Below are 15,794 nucleotides of genomic sequence, written 5' to 3' on the forward strand. Positions count from 1 at the left end.
GCACCGTCGCAATCGCCGCCGTCAGCGTCGTCTTGCCATGGTCCACGTGACCAATCGTGCCCACGTTCACGTGCGGCTTCGTACGGGTGAATTTTCCTTTTGCCATTTTCTCGACTCCGAAAAATAACTAGATCAACACACTGACATGGGGCTGCAACCTTTCGGCTGCAACCCCAAAACTGGTGCCCATTGCGGGAATCGGACCCGCGACCTCTCCCTTACCAAGGGAGTGCTCTACCACTGAGCCAAATGGGCGATATACCTAAAACCAACTGCGCCTAGCGCTGACGTGGACCTCTGGAGCGGGAGACGGGAATCGAACCCGCGTCATTAGCTTGGAAGGCTAGGGTTCTACCATTGAACTACTCCCGCATCGCGACACAACCAAACCGGATCAAACCTCCAGATCGGGCCGTACCGCAGCACGGTCAGAGCCTTTCGCTTTCGCCTCGGGCCCACAACATTCAAGCGCTCTGCAAAATCCATTCATCGCTGGTGGAGAGGGCTGGATTCGAACCAGCGTACTCGTAAGAGGGCAGATTTACAGTCTGCTGCCATTAACCACTCGGCCACCTCTCCAGCGAACCTCGGAATATAGCACGATATACCCGGGTACGTCGATGACACCCCCGGCAAATTTGTGCCGCACCGCAGCAACTTCTCGGCGTCCGCAAGGGGGTTGGCCGGTCAGGAGTCGCGATTTGCTCCGAGCCCAAGATTCTCGCATGAAATCAAGCACTTACTCCCTGGGCTCAGGAACCTCCGCCTTCGCGCCACGCCCGGGCTTGCCCGAAGTGCCCGCAGCCGATGAATGGCACGGGCGGCCGCAGTGCGGACAGGGGCGAGGGGTGATTCGACATCAGCACCTTGTGACGAAGTGTGTCGATCAGCGCCCGCTTGCTCTGCGCGTGCGAGCCCCACAGCATGAAGACGACGGCCCGTTCGCCATCGGCCACATGGCGGATCACGGCGTCGGTCAGCACCTCCCAGCCACGGCCGGCGTGGCTGGCGGCCTGCCCTTCCTCGACGGTCAGGCACGTGTTGAGCAGCAGCACGCCATGGGTCGCCCACTTGACCAGGCTCCCGCCAGGATTCGGAAAGGTCGGAGGCGGCGTGCCCAGGTCGCGCTGCAGTTCCTTGAAGATGTTGCGCAGCGACGGCGGTAGCGCCACACCCGGCGCCACTGAAAAAGCGAGCCCCTCGGCCTGCCCGCGCCCGTGATACGGATCCTGGCCGAGGATCACGACGCGGACCTCTTCCGGCGGCGTCAGTTCGAGCGCTCGCAGTGGCTGGGGCGGAAAGATCACGGCACCGGCGTCCAGCCTCTCACGCAGAAAGCCCTGCAGCCTCTGGCCGACCGCGCTGCCGAAGAATTCGCCCACCAGGGCCTGCCATCCGGGCGCGACCAGCCAATCGGCAGGGTCGCTGCTCGCCAACTGATTCCCCGCGCTCATTGGAACAATGCGGCGAGCGCTTCGCCCGGTTCGTCGGCACGCATGAAGGCCTCGCCAACCAGGAAGGCATGGACGCCCGCAGCTCGCAGTTTCGCGACGTCGTCGCGGGTCGTGATGCCCGATTCGGTCACGAGCAGGCGATCGGGAGGCACCTGCGCCAGCAGATCGATCGTGGTCTGTATCGACACCTCGAAAGTCCGCAGATTGCGGTTGTTGACGCCGACGAGCGGTGTCTTGAGCTTCAGCGCGCGCTCGAGTTCGGCACCGTCGTGCACCTCGACCAGCACCGACATGCCGAGCCCCGCTGCGATCGCTTCGAATTCGCGCATCTGACCGTCGTCCAGGCAGGCCGCGATGAGCAGGATGGCGTCGGCGCCCATCGCGCGCGATTCGTAGACCTGGTAGGCGTCGACGATGAAATCCTTGCGCAGCACCGGCAGATCGCACGAGGCCCGCGCCTGCTTGAGATAGTCCACGCCTCCCTGGAAGAACTGCCTGTCGGTCAACACCGAAAGGCAGGCCGCGCTCACCGTGCCGTCACCTTCGGCGTAGCTCTGGGCGATGTCCGCCGGGATGAACTCCGAGCGCAGGACACCCTTGCTCGGGCTGGCCTTCTTGACCTCGGCAATGACCGCGGCGGCGCCCGCGGCGATCTTCGCGCGCAGGGCACCGGTGAAGTCGCGCGTGAGCACACGGCTTTCGGCATCGAAGCGAACGGCTTCCAGGGGTGTTTTCTTTGTGGCCGCCGCGATTTCCTCGCGTTTGACGGCAACGATCTTCTCGAGGATGTCCGACATTTCTTTTCTCCCTGCTCGCTCAGGCAGCCGCGGTGGCTGCAATCAGTTCGGCCAGCTTGGCCTTGGCCGCGCCCGATTCGAGCGCGACGCGCGCGCGCTCGACCCCCGCTCCGATCGAATCGGACACATTGGCCGCGTACAGCGCGGCGCCGGCATTGAGCAGCACGATGTCGCGCGCCGGGCCGGACTGGTTGTCGAGCACGTCCATCAGCATCGCCTTCGATTGCTCCGGCGTCTCCACGCGCAGCGTGCGATTGCTCGACATCGCGAAGCCGAAGTCCTCCGGATGGAGTTCGTACTCGCGCACTTCGCCATCCTTGAGTTCGCCGACCATGGTGGCCGCGCCGAGCGAGATTTCGTCCATGCCGTCGCGGCCGTAGACCACCAACGCATGTTCCGCGCCCAGGCGCTGCAGCGCCCGCACCTGGATCCCCACGAGGTCCGCGTGGAACACGCCCATCAGGATGTTGGGCGCCCCGGCCGGATTGGTCAGCGGGCCGAGGATGTTGAAGATGGTCTTGATGCCGAGTTCCTTGCGAATCGGCGCGACGTTTTTCATCGCCGGATGGTGATTCGGCGCGAACATGAAGCCGATGCCCACATCGGCAATGCACTTCGCGATCTGGTCCGGCTTCAGGTTGATGTTGATGCCGAGCGATTCGAGCACGTCCGCGCTGCCCGACTTGCTGCTCACGCTGCGCCCGCCATGCTTGCTGACCTTGGCGCCCGCGGCCGCGACGACGAACATCGAGCAGGTCGAGATATTGAAGGTGTGCGAGCCGTCGCCGCCGGTGCCCACGATGTCGACCAGGTTCGTGGTGTCGGCCACCGGCACCTTGGTCGAAACCTCGCGCATCACCTGCGCGGCGGCAGTGATTTCGCCGATGGTCTCCTTCTTGACGCGCAAGCCGGTAATGAGCGCGGCCATCATCACCGGCGAGCATTCGCCGCTCATGATGAGGCGCACGATGTGCAGCATCTCGTCGTGGAAGACTTCGCGGTGTTCGATGGTGCGCTGCAGCGCTTCCTGGGGGGTGATGGGCATGGTTTGTCTCCCTTGGATCAATGGACGGAGGTCGGGGCGAGAGGATTGTCGGAAAGCGCGAGTCTGAAGCCAAAGCCCACGAACAGCGCGCCGGCGCCACGCTGCAGCCAATGCATGCCGCGCTGGACGAGGCCGACGCGACGCGCCGTCCAACCGGCGAGCAGCGCCCACGCCACGTTGACGAAGATCGCGTTGAAGTTGAACAGCACGCCCAGCAGGAAGAAGGCAAGGGGCTTGTTGTCCGTGCCGGGTGCGATGAACTGCGGGACGAAGGCCAGGAAGAACAGCGCTACCTTGGGATTGAGCGCATTGGTCCAGAAGCCTCCGAGGAAGACGCTCTTCATGCTGGTCGGCCCTGCCGCATCGGCACCGTCGACGGCCAGCGCCTGCTCGTCCTTCGAAGGCCGCGACAGCAGCATCCGCACGCCGACCCACAGCAGATAGGCAGCACCGACCCACTTCAGGACGGTGAACGCGGTCGTCGATGCCGCCATCAGCGCACTCACGCCGAGCGCCGCGGCGGAAATGTGCACAAAGCAGCCGGCGGTGATGCCGAAGCCGGCAACGACCCCGGCGCGGGTACCCGAGCGCAGCGACCGGGTCACGATGTAGAGCACGTCGGGCCCCGGCGTGAGATTCAGCAGCAGCCCGGCCGCGATGAAGAGCAGCAGCGAATGGGCGTCAGGCATGGAAGAAGCTCCGGATGGCTCGGACCGCGCGGTCGATGCCGCTCGCATCCACGTCGAGATGCGTTGCGAATCGCAGCCGGTATAGCCCCGTGGCCAGCACGGCGTTCTGCTTCAGATGAGCCAGCAGTTCGGCGGAACGCGATCGGGCCGCGCCCGTGAGGTCGACGAACAGCAGGTTCGTCTGCGGCGCCTCGACCTGCAGTTCGGCGATGCCCGCCAGCCCCTCGGCCAGCCGGCGCGCCAGTGCATGGTCCTGCGCAAGACGCTCGACATGGTGATCGAGCGCATGCGACGCCGCCGCGGCCAGAATGCCGGCCTGCCGCATGCCGCCGCCCGCCATCTTGCGAATGCGGTGCGCGCGCGCAATGAACTCCCGCGACCCGCACAGCGCCGAGCCCACCGGCGCACCGAGGCCCTTGCTGAAGCAGACCGACACGGTGTCGAAACAGCCGGCGATGCGGCGCGCTTCGGTGCGCGGGTCAGTGCCGCGTTCCGCCGCCTGTGCCACGGCCGCGTTGAACAGCCGCGCACCATCGAGATGGCGGCTCAGTCCCTTGCGCTGCGCCAGTTGCGTCGCCTGTTCGACGTAGGCGAAGGGCAGCACCTTGCCCCCCAGTGTGTTCTCCAGCGCGAGCAGCCGTGTGCGAGCGAAATGCGCGTCGTCGGGCTTGATCGATGCTTCGATCTCGTCCAGCGCGAGCGTGCCGTCCGGCTGGTGATTCAGCGGCTGCGGCTGCACGCTGCCGAACACCGCGGCGCCGCCGCCTTCCCAGCGGTAGCAATGCGCCTGCTGGCCGACGATGTACTCGTCGCCCCGCTGGCAATGCGACAGGATCGCGCAGAGATTGCTCTGGGTGCCCGTGGGCACGAACAGCGCCGCCTCGAAGCCCAGCATCCCGGCGATCTGCTCCTGCAGCGCGTTGACGCTGGGATCGTCGCCGAACACGTCATCGCCCAGAGGGGCGGACAGCATGGCATCGCGCATCGCGGCCGTGGGCCGGGTGACCGTGTCGCTGCGCAAGTCGACCAGGGTCGATGAAGAGGTCGTCATTCGGATCACTCCAGGAAGTTCCGGAGCATGGCGTGCCCGTGCTCGGTGAGGATGGATTCGGGATGGAACTGCACGCCCTCGATGCGCACGGCCTGCTCGAAGCCGGTGTGGCGCACGCCCATGATCTCGCCGTCGTAGGTCCATGCGGTGATGGCGAGTTCGCTCGGACAGGACTCGCGTTCGATCGCGAGCGAGTGATAGCGGTTGACACAGAACTTCTCCGGCAAGCCCGCGAACACGCCTTCGCGCGTGGTCGTGATCTCGCTGGTCTTCCCGTGCATCAGCTGCTGCGCGCGAATAATCTTTCCGCCGAAAGCCGCGCCAATCGCCTGGTGACCGAGGCATACGCCGAGGATGGGCAGGCGCCCGGCGAACTCCTGGATGGCCTTGACCGAGACGCCCGCCTCGGCCGGCGAGCAAGGCCCGGGCGAAATCACAAGCCGGCCGACGCCGCCGCCGATGCGCTCCCGGAGCCCTTCGAGCGTGATCTCGTCATTGCGATGCACCTCGACGTCCGCGCCAAGCTCGCCGAAATACTGCACCAGGTTGTAGGTGAAGCTGTCGTAGTTGTCGATCATCAGGAGCTTCATGGCTTGACTCCGATCCGGTGCACGCCTTTGACCACGGGGAACACGTTGAAGTTGATGAGCAGCCCCAGCTTGAGCCCCGAGAGCCGCACGGCCGCCTGAGCCCGCGCACGATGCAGGTCGGTGAGCGCATCGACCGCCTTCACGTCGACGACGACCGACTGCTCGACCACGAAGTCCGCATGGCAGACTTCGCCGAGCGATCGGCCCTTGTAGCTCGCCGATACCGGCACGTTGCGCACGAAGCCGATCTCGCGCTCGGCCAGTTCGATTTCCAGCGCGGCGGCGTAGACCTCCTCGGCCAGGCCGATGCCGAGCACCCGCTGCACCTCGACGGCCGCGCCGATGATCTCGTGCGAGAAGTCGTTGTTCTGAATGTCGTCGCTCATCATTCCAGGCCCTCCTCGACCAGCTCCGCGGCGCGCAGTAGCGCCCGCGCCTTGGCTTCCGTTTCTTTCCATTCGAGTTCGGGCACCGAGTCGGCGACCACGCCGGCCGCGGCCTGCACGTGCAGCATCTGGTCCTTCACGATGCCGGTGCGGATGGCGATCGCCACGTCCATGTCGCCGGCGTAGCTGATATAGCCGCAGGCGCCGCCATAGAGCCCGCGCTTGGTCGGCTCGAGCTGGTCGATCAGTTCCATCGCGTGCACCTTCGGCGCGCCAGTCAGCGTGCCGGCCGGGAAGGTGGCCTTGAGCACGTCGATGGCGGTCATGCCGTCCTTCAGCGTGCCTTCGACATTGCTCACGATGTGCATCACGTGGCTGTAGCGCTCGATGGCGAAGGCTTCCGTCACCTTCACGCTGCCGATCTTCGCGATGCGGCCGATGTCATTGCGCGCGAGGTCGATCAGCATCACGTGCTCGGCGCGCTCCTTCGGGTCGTTGATCAGTTCGACCTCCGCCGCCTTGTCGAGCTCGGGCGAGGCGCCGCGGGGGCGCGTGCCGGCCAGCGGGCGGATGGTGATCTTCTGCTCGTCCTCCCCGGTGCGCTCCTGGCGCACGAGGATCTCGGGCGAAGCGCCGACCACATGGAAGTCGCCCAGGTCGTAGTAATACATGTAAGGCGATGGGTTCAGCGAACGCAGCGCGCGGTACAGCGACAGCGGCGACTCGGTGTAGCGCTTGCTGATGCGCTGGCCCACTTGCACCTGCATGAAGTCGCCGGCCGCGATCAGCTCCTTGGCGCGCTCGACCGCCGCGAGGTAGTCGGCCTTGGCGAAGCCGCGCTGCGCCGGATGCGCCTGCGTCGGCGACACGCGCGGCGCGCTCACCGAATACTTGAGTTGGTCGCGCAGCCCGCGCAGGCGGCGCTTGGCGTTGGCATAGGCCTCGGGCTGGCCCGGGTCCGCGTAGACGATCAGGTAGAGCTTGCCCGAGAGGTTGTCGATGACCGCCAGCTCCTCGCACTGCAGCAGCAGGATGTCGGGACAGCCCAGCGTGTCGGGCGGGCAGCTCTTCTCCAGCTTCTTCTCGATGTGGCGCACGGTGTCGTAGCCGAAGTAGCCCGCCAGGCCGCCGCAGAAGCGCGGCAGGCCCGGACGCAGGGCGACCTTGAAGCGCTGTTGGTAAGCCGCGACGAAATCGAGGGGGTTGCCCTGGACTTTTTCCACGACTTTGCCGTCTGTTACGACCTCCGTGACGGCGTCGGAACCGAAGCCGCGCGCACGCAAGAGCGTCCGCGCGGGGAGTCCGATGAAGCTGTAGCGGCCGAAGCGCTCGCCGCCCACCACCGATTCGAGCAGGAAGCTGTTCCTGCCGCTGTCCTTGGTATGGGCGAGCTTGAGATAGAGGGAAAGAGGCGTCTCGAGGTCGGCAAAGGCCTCGACCATCAGCGGAATGCGGTTGTAGCCCTGCGCGCTGAGGCTTTTGAATTCGAGTTCAGTGATCACGGGTGGGGTCTCCGTCGGCCAGCAGACGCTCCATGGTCGCTGGCGGGGTCATTCAGGGTGGCTGGTCAGGATGACCGAAGGCCGCGGGCGCACGGCGTGCGCCGTGCAATCAAACAGGCAACGTCGATGGCGTGCGCCAAGGCCAGGCTCCCCGGCTGCCTTGACCTGTCTGAATGACGTGATGAATGAACATGGAATGGGGAGTTTAGCCGAGGGACAACGCTGGTACTAAAAGATACATTCGGAACTTTTGGAGCCCACGGAGACTTTTTGATGCCCCAGTTTGCCTTGCGACGCGTGATTGCGCTGTCCACCCTTGCCCTCGCGTCGTTCGCCGCATCGGCTGCCCAGATCGACGTCGCCGGCGTGAAGCTCGACGACGCCATCGACCTGCGGGGCAGCAAGCTGCAGCTCAACGGCGCAGGCGTTCGCTACAAGGCCGTCTTCAAGGTGTACACCGCCGCCCTCTACCTGGGCAAGAAGGTGGGCACGCCCGAAGAGGTACTGGCCGCGCCGGGTGCCAAGCGAATGACCATCACCATGCTGCGCGACATCGACGCCAACGAACTGGGCAAGCTCTTCACGCGCGGCGTGGAAGACAACTCGCCCAAAGGGGAGATGTCGCAGTTGATTCCGGGACTGCTGCGCATGAGCCAGGTGTTCTCCGAGCAGAAGCAACTGAAGGCGGGTGACTCGTTCACCATCGACTGGCTGCCCTCCACCGGCACGGTGATTTCCGTGCGAGGCGTTTCGCAAGGCGATCCCATCAAGGAGCAAGCCTTCTTCAATGCCCTGGTGCGCATTTGGCTCGGCCCGAGTCCGGCCGACTGGAAGCTCAAGGACGCGTTGTTGGGGAAGGGCTGAGGCTCAGCCCTTCTGACCGAGATCGGCCAGGGAGTCGATGAAGCCGTCCGCATCCACCTCGCGGATGGGTTCGCCGTGGTTGTAGCCGTAACTGACGAGGATGACGGGGCAGCCGGCGGCGCGGGCGGCCTTGGCGTCGTTGCTGGAGTCGCCGAGCATCAGCGTTCGGGCTGGGCGAGTGCCGAGGGCTTCGCAGGCCTTGAGGAGCGGGAGGGGATCGGGCTTTTTCTTGTCGAAAGCGTCGCCGCCGAACATCACGTCGAAGAATTCGGTGAGGCCCTTGGACGCCAGCAGCGGGCGGGCGAAAGCGGTCGGCTTGTTGGTGAGGCAGGCGAGGCGCAAGCCACGGGCGCGCAAGGCGGACAGGCCCTGCACAACGCCGGCGTAGACCTCGGCATGCTCGCCGTTGATCGCCAGGTAGTGGTGCTGGTAGCGGGGCCAGGCGCGTTCGAACCAGGTCTCGTCGTCCTCCGAAGTGGCTCGCACTTGCTGGAGCACCGAATGGATCAGGTGCTCGGAGCCCTTGCCCACCATGGCCTCGACCGTGGGCGCATCGATGTGCGGCAGGGCGAGGTCGTCGAGCATGCGGTTCAGGGCGACGACGAAGTCACCGATGGTATCGACCATCGTTCCATCGAGATCGACGATCGCGGCGTCGAAGTTTGAAAGATCCAGGGGCATCCCCCGAGGATAAGCCGGCGCCGGCGCCGACGACGCCGGCGGTGCGGACCTCAGGCTTCGGTGAGCGATTGCGCCGCGACGACGGCCTCGGTGCGGTTGCGCACATTGAGCGCCCGGAAGATCGCAGCCAGGTGGATCTTGACCGTGCCCTCGCTGATGCCCAGAGCGCGCCCGATGAGCTTGTTGGGCTTGCCCTGCGACAGCAGCTGCAGCACCTCGACCTGGCGCTCGGTCAGCACGTTGCGCAGGTGCTCCAGCGTCTGCGCGGAGGCGGCGGCCGCTCCGCGCTGCGCGGCATCGGCGGCACTGGCGTTCGGAATGCCGGCAATCACGCCGGGTGGCAGCGCCGCCAGCATCATCGGCGGCACGTAGACGCCGCCCGCCAGCACCAGCCGCACTGCGGACAGCATGACCTCGGGCGAGTACGCCTTCGGGATGAAGCCCAGCACGCCGCGTTCGAGCGCGCTGCGCATGACGGAAGGGTCTTCGTAGCCCGACAGCACGATGACCGGCACCGCCGGATGCCGGCGACGGATCTCGTCGATGTGGGCCTGGCCTTCAGCGCCGGGCATGTTCAGGTCGATCACGGCCAGGTCGATGTCGTCGGAAGCACCGACGAGCAGTTCGTCGACGCTCATGGCCAGGACGAACTGAATGTCGGCTTCAAGCTCCGACAGTTTGGCCTTGACCGCCTCGATGACGAGCCGGTGGTCGTCGGCGATCAGGATTTTCATGGCTTACCCCAGCGTCAGAAGTGACTCAGCACATTGAAGATACCGGCGAACGCACCGCACAGCAAGGCGGATTCGCTCCCCGAACGACATAGCTCCCAAGCGGTATGGCGCGCGCGCACGCGCGTGGAAAGAATCGATTCCATATCCAAGAAACGACAGGGGGACAAGCATGTGCCATCGAAGAAGGCGCACACACGGGACTCCCGTCGCCACCCAAGCATAGCCGCGAGCGATGCATGGCTCGCCTGCTCGACTGTTTCTCCGCGCTGCTTTCGTTCGGCCTCGCGCTGGACGCGTCGATCGCTGCCGGGCGGGTCAGCGACTCCTGCGAGGCGGCACAGCACAAGGCCCGCGCGCTGCTCGACGAGGCACGCGCCGCCGCCCGCAGGCTGGGCCGGCCGGCCGAGAAGGTGGAGTCGGCGCTGTTCGCGATGGTCGCGTGGATGGACGAGATCCTGGCGCGTCACCCCGGTTGCACCGATGCGGTGGCGCCCTTGCAGGTCGCGCTCTTCAACTCGCACAACGCGCAAACCGAGTTCTTCCACCACCTCGCGGCCTTGCAGGCGGGCGACGAGGAAGTCCGCGAGGTGTACTGGCACGCGCTGGTGCTGGGCTTCAAGGGCCAGTACTACTTCGAGAACGGTGAGGGCGGCGAACTCGGCAAGCTCAAGGATCTGCACGGACAGCAGCTCGCCGTGCGCCCCGCCGCGATCGAGACGCTCGCGCAGGACCGCATCACGCCGCAACCCTACGGCGTGCCCGACCCGCCTGGACCGCGCGATCCGCAATGGCGGCAGCGCGCCCTGCTGCGCACGGGTGGCGCGCTGGCGCTGCTGATTCCGCTGGCCTACCTGCTGTGGTTCCTTCTGACGCGGCAGTATGAAGCGCCGCCCACGCTGGCGCAGCGCATCGAGCAGCAATTCCAGACCTATGCCTGCTCCGACCTGTCCGTGACCGCGGGCAGGGATGGCGAAGTGCGCGTGAGCGGCTTCGTCTCGCGCGCCGAGGAGGTCGCCAGCGTCGAGCGCGCCGTGAGCGCCGTGCCGGGCGTCGGCGCCGTGCGCTTCGAGCTCCAGCTTCGCGTGTGGCCGCATTGCGAGGTCGTTGCGATCCTCAAGCCCTACCAGGCGCGCAACCGGGACAAGAAGCTCGGCCTGAAAGTCGCCGCATCCTCCGCACGCGACGGCCGGCTGCGCGAAGGCGACCCGGTGCGCTTCCAGATCACGAACGCCAACGCCGACGGCTACCTCTGGGTCGACTACTACACGGCCGACGGCGCGGTGATGCACCTCAATGCCGGGAAAGTGCAGCTCCGCTTGCGCGCCGGCGAGACGATCGAGCTGGGCCGCGACATTCCTGCGAGCTGGCTGGTGGCGCCCCCTTTCGGCACCGTGATGCTCACCGCGCTGTCGTCGCCGATTCCCTTCAGTGAACCCGTGGACAGCCCCCCCTTCGAACTCGCGTCGGCTTACCTCCAGCGGCTGCGGGAGTCGCTGGCCGTCGGCGAATTCGGCGCGCGAGTGATTGCCGACTTCGCTTTTCTCGAGACCGTCCCGCGTTGACGATGAACGCCATGACGCAGCTGCCCGCTCACTTCTGGCCCTTGCTGGTGCTTTGCCTGCTGGCCTTTGTGAGCCTGTGGTGGTTCGTGCTGGGGTCGAGCCGCTCGGCGCGGCGCCGGATGCTGCGCCTACGGATCGCAGCGCTGGGCCAGGAGACGGAAGCGCCATCGAAACCCGGCGAACTGCAGCAATCCCTCGCCCATGCGCGCCGGACGCTCCTGCACGCGCCCGAACCACCGGTGGTGCGCAATCCCCTCTATGCGATTCCGTGGTTCGTCTTCATCGGCGACGCATCGGCCAACGTCACGGGTCTGCTCGATGCCGCTGTCGACACGTCGTCGCCATCGTCGTCGGCACCGCACGCCGAGCGCGACGACGCCTTCTGGCACTGGCGCGGCCTGTCATCGATGATCGCCATCGAGACCAGCCCCGCGGTACTGGGCGATCCTGCGGACCGGCACGAACGCAGCCTCTGGTATCGCGCGCTGCTGGAACTCGCGGAGCGACGCAAGCGCCTGCCGCTCAACGGCATCGTGGTGTGCGTGGACGTATCCACCCTGCTCGGCAACGCGGCCGCGAGAGAGGCGGTCGCAACTCGGGTGCGAACGCTGGTCCACGAAGCAGCGGAGCATCTGGGGCTCCTTCTACCGGTGTATTTCTTCGTGACCGGCCTGGAGCGGCTGAGCGGTTACGACGTCGTGCGCGGCGCCCTGCCCGACGAGGTGCTCGCGCAAGCGTTGGGCCACCGCCTCACCCACGAAGCGGCACCGCGCATCGAGGCCGATGCAGAACTCGACGTGATGTTCGGCGAGATCACCCAACGCCTGCATGCGCTGCGCATGACGCTGTTCCGCAATGAGCAGGACCCGGTTCGCCGGCAGGCCATCCATGCCTTCGTGGAGGAGGTCCGTTTGCTGCAGCAGGGTCTTCGTGAAATGGCGCAGCGCCTCTTCGGCAATGGCCATGGACCCCACTCGCCCCGCTGGCGCGGCCTCTATCTCACGGCAGCGCCGCACGATGGCCACGACGGCGCCTTCGTGCACGATTTGTTCGAGCGCTTCCTGCCGGCGGACCAGCCCCTCGCACGTTCGCGAAATCCGGGTGGCGTGAGCGACAGCTACTTCGGCTCCACGCAGATGTGAAGCCGGCTGGCCGTCACTCGTCGTCGCGCACGCGGAACTGGCCCATCAGAGTCTGCTGGACGGCGGGCGGCACCGCCTCGTAGTGGGACAGCGCGATCGTGTAGCGCCCCTGGCCGCTCGTCATGGCGTTGAGGCGCGACTGGTAGCTCGACAACTCCGACATCGGCACCTGGCCGCGAATGACCACGGTGCCGGCCGCCATGTTCGACGTCCCGGTGACCAGACCGCGCCTCGACGACAGGTCGCCGGTGACGTCGCCGATCGAGCCATCGGGCGCCGCGATCTCGATCTGCACGATGGGCTCCAGCACGATTGCGCGCGCCTCGCGGATCGCGGCCATGAAGGCCTTGCGGCCGGCCGTGGCGAAGGCGATGTCCTTGCTGTCCACGCTGTGGTGCTTGCCGTCATGCACCACCACGCGCACGTCGACGACCGGGTAGCCGGCAATGGCCCCGGTCGTCAGCACCTCGCGCACGCCTTTCTCGACCGCCGGTATGAACTGGCCCGGGATCGTCCCGCCCTTGACCGAATCGACGAACTCGAAGCCCGCGCCGCGCGCCATCGGTTCGACGCGCAGGAACACCTCGCCGAACTGGCCGGCCCCGCCCGTCTGCTTCTTGTGCCGGTGGTGGCCCTCGGCCTGCATGGTGACGGTCTCGCGGTACGCGATGCGTGGCGGTCTCGTGTTGACCTCGAAGCGGTAGACCTCGCGCAGCCTTTCGAGCAGCACGCGAAGGTGCAACTCGCCGAGCCCGTAGACCACCGACTCGTTGGTCGCGGCCACATGCTCGACTCTCAGGCAAGGATCCTCACCGACCAGCTTGCCGAGGATCTCCCACATGCGCTGCTCATCGCCATGCCGCTTCGGCTCGATGGCCAGCCCGTGCACGGGAATCGGAAAGTCCAGCGGCGCGAGATGGACGTGGTCGTCCTCCGCGGCGTCGTGCAGCACGGAGTCGAAGCGGATGTCGTCGACCTTCGCCACCGCGACGATGTCGCCCGGCAGCGCACGCGGAACCTCCACGTGGTCCTTGCCCTGCAGCATGAACAGGTGGCCGACCTTGAAGGGCTTTCGGCCATCGCCGACGTAGAGCTGGCTGTCGCGCGTGACCGTGCCCTGGTGCACCCTGAAGATGCCCAGCTTGCCGACATAAGGGTCCACCGTGACCTTGAACACGTGTGCCAGCACGTGCTTCGACGGATCGGGCTTGGCTTGCATGGGCTTCGCGGCCGCGCCTTCGCCGACCAGGAAGTCCGGCGGATTGGCTTCGGTGGGGTCGGGCAGCAGCTTGACGATGACATCGAGCAGTTCCGCCACGCCGGCCCCGCTGCGCGCCGAGACGAAGCTGACGGGAATCAGGTGACCTTCGCGCAAGGCCTGTTCGAGCGGGGCATGCAGTTCGCTCGCATCGACGTCGCCATCGTTGAGATAGCGATCGACGAATGCTGCATCGACCTCGACCACCTGCTCGACCAGCGCGCGGTGCGCCGCATCGACGCCACCAATGTCGCACTGCCCCTCGCGGTTGAAGAAGCAGTCGACGACGCGCGAGCCGCCATCGCCGGGCAGGTTCAGGGGAAGGCATTCGCGGCCGAAGGTGGCCTGGATCTGCTCCAGAACCCCCGCGAGGTCGACGCCCTGCGCGTCGATCTTGTTGACGATGATCATGCGGGTGAGGTGCCGCGAGGCGGCGTACTCCATCATCCGCACGGCCATGGGCTCGATGCCGGTGCTGGCGTTGATGACGATCGCCGCCGTTTCCACCGCCTCCAGGGCGGGCAGGCTCTGTCCGAGGAAATCGGGGCCGCCGGGGGTGTCGATGAAATGAATCCGAGTGCCGGCGTGCGTCAGGTGCATCACCGAGGCATTGAGCGAATGCTGCATGCGTCGCTCCAGCGGGTCATGGTCGCTCACTGTGCTGCCGCGTTCGATGCTGCCCGGCGCACCGATGGCGCCCGACTTGAGCAACAGCGCTTCAGCAAGGGTGGTCTTGCCCGAGGCTGACGCCCCGACGAGCGCCAGCGTTCTTACCGCTTCCATTTCGGCCGCGAGGCCGTTCGATCGGCTTGCCATGGGTGGGTCTCCTTGACGGGCGAATCAGGGTACGGGATTGACCGGTCCGGCGCAAGCCGATGCCTTTGCAGGACAATGCCGGCCTCTATGCGCACGCAATTCATGGCTGTCAAGATTCCGGTCGCCCAGGACGACGACAACCGCCTTCACCTGCGGGAAGACAAGATCGACCAGGCGCTGCGAAGCAAGAGCCTCGGATCCGTGCTCGGCTGGGGCGACTCTCTCGGCGACGCATCTCCCAGCGGCCAGCGCCGGGTGGCCTACACCCGCGTCGATCTCGACGTCGTGGACATCGGGGCCGCGCGCACGGAACTGCAGGCAGCCCTCGTCGCGATCGGCGCGCCCGCCGGCACCGAGATCCATTACGGCGTCGAAGGCATCAGCCTCGCGGACATCTACGCCCCGCCCCACTGGCGACTCGAGCAGCCGGTGGTACGACAGCCGCAACGACCCAGGGGCCGCATCCGGTAGGCCCTACCTGAGCCACAGCGCGACGGCCGTGTAGTTGTCGTAGCCGGGCTTGGCACGCGCCTTGACCTCGGCGTCGATCTTCTCGATCCATTGGTCCGGGTCGTGCGATGTCTGCAGCGCTGCGCGCAGATACGCATCGCCCAGCACCTCCCAGATACCGTCGCTGCACAGCAGCAACGCATCCCCGGCAGCCAGCGGCATGCGCTCGGACACCGCGATGTCCAGCACCCCGTCCGCGGCGCCCAGGGCCGACAGCAGCAGGTTGCGCTGCGGATGCAGGCGTGCGCCTTCCTCGTCGAGGATGCCGCCCGCCACCATCTGCTGCACCAGGCTGTGGTCGATCGTGCGTGCCTCCAGTGCGCCGCCCCTGAATAGATAGGCACGGCTGTCGCCGCTGTGGGCCCAGGCCAGTTCCTGGTCGCGCAGATCGAGCGCCGCCATCACCACCGTGGAGCGCATGTTCGCGAGCATGCCGCCCTCGGCCTGGCGCGTGACCACGTCGCGGTTGGCCTGCTCCAGCAGACGGCGCAGGCCGGCGTTGTCGAGCCCCGGCGCCGCGGCGAAGCCGTCGAGCACGCTGGCGCGTGCGGTCGCCGCAGCCACATCGCCGCCGCCGTGGCCGCCGGCGCCATCGGCCACCAGGCAGGCGACGAAACGGCCATCGCTCCATTGCCCGAACACGTCTTCGTTGTAGGGCCGGCCGCCATTCTTCGACAAGGTGACGATCTCGATGTCCACTGAAGCCCCCTCAC

Annotated in this window: 17 protein-coding genes and 3 tRNA genes; 4 read left to right on the forward strand and 16 right to left on the reverse strand. The window is 66.4% G+C overall.

Going from position 1 to position 15,794, the window contains the following annotated elements; translation table 11 throughout:
• The 12 genes from QTI04_RS18155 to trpE form a co-directional block, all read right to left on the reverse strand.
• The coding region (locus QTI04_RS18155) for a GTP-binding protein (RefSeq protein ID WP_007829589.1) at positions 1 to 106 on the reverse strand (106 nt) is incomplete at its 3' end.
• A gap of 74 nt (positions 107 to 180) precedes the next feature.
• Positions 181 to 255: transfer RNA gene (locus QTI04_RS18160), tRNA-Thr, on the reverse strand.
• A gap of 43 nt (positions 256 to 298) precedes the next feature.
• Positions 299 to 372 (reverse strand) — tRNA-Gly (locus tag QTI04_RS18165).
• Between the two features lie 121 nt (positions 373 to 493).
• Positions 494 to 579, reverse strand: a tRNA-Tyr gene (locus QTI04_RS18170).
• 173 nt (positions 580 to 752) lie between these two features.
• Positions 753 to 1,454, reverse strand: a complete 702-nt coding sequence (locus QTI04_RS18175; protein ID WP_286603498.1) for a uracil-DNA glycosylase — start codon at positions 1,452 to 1,454, stop codon at positions 753 to 755.
• On the reverse strand, positions 1,451 to 2,251 hold the full coding sequence (gene trpC, locus QTI04_RS18180; RefSeq protein WP_286616863.1) for an indole-3-glycerol phosphate synthase TrpC: 801 nt from the start codon (positions 2,249 to 2,251) through the stop codon (positions 1,451 to 1,453). The genes QTI04_RS18175 and trpC overlap by 4 nt, the downstream gene beginning before the upstream one ends.
• Positions 2,252 to 2,270: 19 nt before the next feature.
• Positions 2,271 to 3,296: an anthranilate phosphoribosyltransferase gene (trpD, locus tag QTI04_RS18185; protein ID WP_286616864.1), complete on the reverse strand. Its 1,026-nt coding sequence runs from the start codon at positions 3,294 to 3,296 to the stop codon at positions 2,271 to 2,273.
• 17 nt (positions 3,297 to 3,313) lie between these two features.
• On the reverse strand, positions 3,314 to 3,985 hold the full coding sequence (locus QTI04_RS18190; RefSeq protein ID WP_286603501.1) for a LysE family translocator: 672 nt from the start codon (positions 3,983 to 3,985) through the stop codon (positions 3,314 to 3,316).
• Positions 3,978 to 5,036, reverse strand: coding sequence for a low-specificity L-threonine aldolase (gene ltaE / locus QTI04_RS18195; RefSeq protein WP_286616865.1), 1,059 nt, complete (start codon positions 5,034 to 5,036; stop codon positions 3,978 to 3,980). The genes QTI04_RS18190 and ltaE overlap by 8 nt, the downstream gene beginning before the upstream one ends.
• Positions 5,037 to 5,041: 5 nt before the next feature.
• Positions 5,042 to 5,626 carry an aminodeoxychorismate/anthranilate synthase component II gene (locus QTI04_RS18200; RefSeq protein WP_286616866.1) on the reverse strand — a complete coding sequence of 195 codons (585 nt, stop codon included), beginning with the start codon at positions 5,624 to 5,626 and terminating at the stop codon, positions 5,042 to 5,044.
• Entirely contained in the window at positions 5,623 to 6,012 is a 390-nt protein-coding gene (locus QTI04_RS18205) for a GxxExxY protein (RefSeq protein WP_286616868.1), read from the reverse strand. The genes QTI04_RS18200 and QTI04_RS18205 overlap by 4 nt, the downstream gene beginning before the upstream one ends.
• Positions 6,012 to 7,514, reverse strand: coding sequence for an anthranilate synthase component I (trpE, locus tag QTI04_RS18210; protein ID WP_286616869.1), 1,503 nt, complete (start codon positions 7,512 to 7,514; stop codon positions 6,012 to 6,014). Before trpE ends, QTI04_RS18205 begins: the two co-directional genes overlap by 1 nt.
• Before the next feature lie 273 nt (positions 7,515 to 7,787).
• Here trpE and QTI04_RS18215 point away from each other — a divergent pair, with 273 nt between their 5' ends.
• Entirely contained in the window at positions 7,788 to 8,378 is a 591-nt protein-coding gene (locus QTI04_RS18215) for a chalcone isomerase family protein (RefSeq protein ID WP_286603507.1), read from the forward strand.
• Positions 8,379 to 8,381: 3 nt separating this feature from the next.
• Here the strand turns inward: QTI04_RS18215 and QTI04_RS18220 are convergent, their stop codons facing one another.
• Both QTI04_RS18220 and QTI04_RS18225 read right to left on the reverse strand, forming a co-directional pair.
• A complete protein-coding gene (locus QTI04_RS18220; protein ID WP_286616870.1) occupies positions 8,382 to 9,059 on the reverse strand; it encodes a phosphoglycolate phosphatase in 678 nt (225 codons plus the stop codon).
• Between the two features lie 50 nt (positions 9,060 to 9,109).
• Positions 9,110 to 9,793: a response regulator transcription factor gene (locus QTI04_RS18225; protein ID WP_286603509.1), complete on the reverse strand. Its 684-nt coding sequence runs from the start codon at positions 9,791 to 9,793 to the stop codon at positions 9,110 to 9,112.
• A gap of 236 nt (positions 9,794 to 10,029) precedes the next feature.
• Here QTI04_RS18225 and QTI04_RS18230 point away from each other — a divergent pair, with 236 nt between their 5' ends.
• Together QTI04_RS18230 and QTI04_RS18235 are read left to right on the forward strand one after the other, a co-directional pair.
• Positions 10,030 to 11,355, forward strand: coding sequence for a DotU family type IV/VI secretion system protein (locus QTI04_RS18230; protein ID WP_286616872.1), 1,326 nt, complete (start codon positions 10,030 to 10,032; stop codon positions 11,353 to 11,355).
• An 11-nt stretch (positions 11,356 to 11,366) separates the two neighbouring features.
• Positions 11,367 to 12,497 (forward strand): type VI secretion protein IcmF/TssM N-terminal domain-containing protein, encoded by a 1,131-nt coding sequence (locus QTI04_RS18235; RefSeq protein ID WP_286616873.1) that lies wholly within the window; start codon positions 11,367 to 11,369, stop codon positions 12,495 to 12,497.
• A gap of 13 nt (positions 12,498 to 12,510) precedes the next feature.
• Here QTI04_RS18235 and fusA read toward each other — a convergent pair whose 3' ends face one another.
• Complete coding sequence (fusA, locus tag QTI04_RS18240; RefSeq protein WP_286616875.1) at positions 12,511 to 14,571, reverse strand: elongation factor G; 2,061 nt, start codon at positions 14,569 to 14,571, stop codon at positions 12,511 to 12,513.
• A 102-nt stretch (positions 14,572 to 14,673) separates the two neighbouring features.
• On the opposite strand from fusA, the gene QTI04_RS18245 reads away from it, so the two are divergent.
• Complete coding sequence (locus QTI04_RS18245; protein ID WP_286616876.1) at positions 14,674 to 15,042, forward strand: hypothetical protein; 369 nt, start codon at positions 14,674 to 14,676, stop codon at positions 15,040 to 15,042.
• Positions 15,043 to 15,045: 3 nt separating this feature from the next.
• Here QTI04_RS18245 and QTI04_RS18250 read toward each other — a convergent pair whose 3' ends face one another.
• Complete coding sequence (locus tag QTI04_RS18250) at positions 15,046 to 15,780, reverse strand: PP2C family serine/threonine-protein phosphatase (protein WP_286603515.1); 735 nt, start codon at positions 15,778 to 15,780, stop codon at positions 15,046 to 15,048.
• Positions 15,781 to 15,794: the final 14 nt, after the last annotated feature.

It is taken from the genome of Variovorax sp. J22R115 (assembly GCF_030317005.1).
Lineage (GTDB): Bacteria > Pseudomonadota > Gammaproteobacteria > Burkholderiales > Burkholderiaceae_C > Variovorax.

Coding starts and splice junctions, on each gene's coding strand:
- QTI04_RS18200 (WP_286616866.1), bottom strand. CDS start 5,626: ATGAAGCTCCTGATGATCGACAACTACGACAGCTTCACCTACAACCTG.
- QTI04_RS18220 (WP_286616870.1), bottom strand. CDS start 9,059: ATGCCCCTGGATCTTTCAAACTTCGACGCCGCGATCGTCGATCTCGAT.
- trpD (WP_286616864.1), bottom strand. CDS start 3,296: ATGCCCATCACCCCCCAGGAAGCGCTGCAGCGCACCATCGAACACCGC.
- QTI04_RS18225 (WP_286603509.1), bottom strand. CDS start 9,793: ATGAAAATCCTGATCGCCGACGACCACCGGCTCGTCATCGAGGCGGTC.
- fusA (WP_286616875.1), bottom strand. CDS start 14,571: ATGGCAAGCCGATCGAACGGCCTCGCGGCCGAAATGGAAGCGGTAAGA.
- QTI04_RS18245 (WP_286616876.1), top strand. CDS start 14,674: ATGGCTGTCAAGATTCCGGTCGCCCAGGACGACGACAACCGCCTTCAC.
- QTI04_RS18175 (WP_286603498.1), bottom strand. CDS start 1,454: ATGAGCGCGGGGAATCAGTTGGCGAGCAGCGACCCTGCCGATTGGCTG.
- QTI04_RS18230 (WP_286616872.1), top strand. CDS start 10,030: ATGGCTCGCCTGCTCGACTGTTTCTCCGCGCTGCTTTCGTTCGGCCTC.
- QTI04_RS18190 (WP_286603501.1), bottom strand. CDS start 3,985: ATGCCTGACGCCCATTCGCTGCTGCTCTTCATCGCGGCCGGGCTGCTG.
- QTI04_RS18215 (WP_286603507.1), top strand. CDS start 7,788: ATGCCCCAGTTTGCCTTGCGACGCGTGATTGCGCTGTCCACCCTTGCC.
- ltaE (WP_286616865.1), bottom strand. CDS start 5,036: ATGACGACCTCTTCATCGACCCTGGTCGACTTGCGCAGCGACACGGTC.
- QTI04_RS18205 (WP_286616868.1), bottom strand. CDS start 6,012: ATGAGCGACGACATTCAGAACAACGACTTCTCGCACGAGATCATCGGC.
- trpC (WP_286616863.1), bottom strand. CDS start 2,251: ATGTCGGACATCCTCGAGAAGATCGTTGCCGTCAAACGCGAGGAAATC.
- QTI04_RS18235 (WP_286616873.1), top strand. CDS start 11,367: ATGACGCAGCTGCCCGCTCACTTCTGGCCCTTGCTGGTGCTTTGCCTG.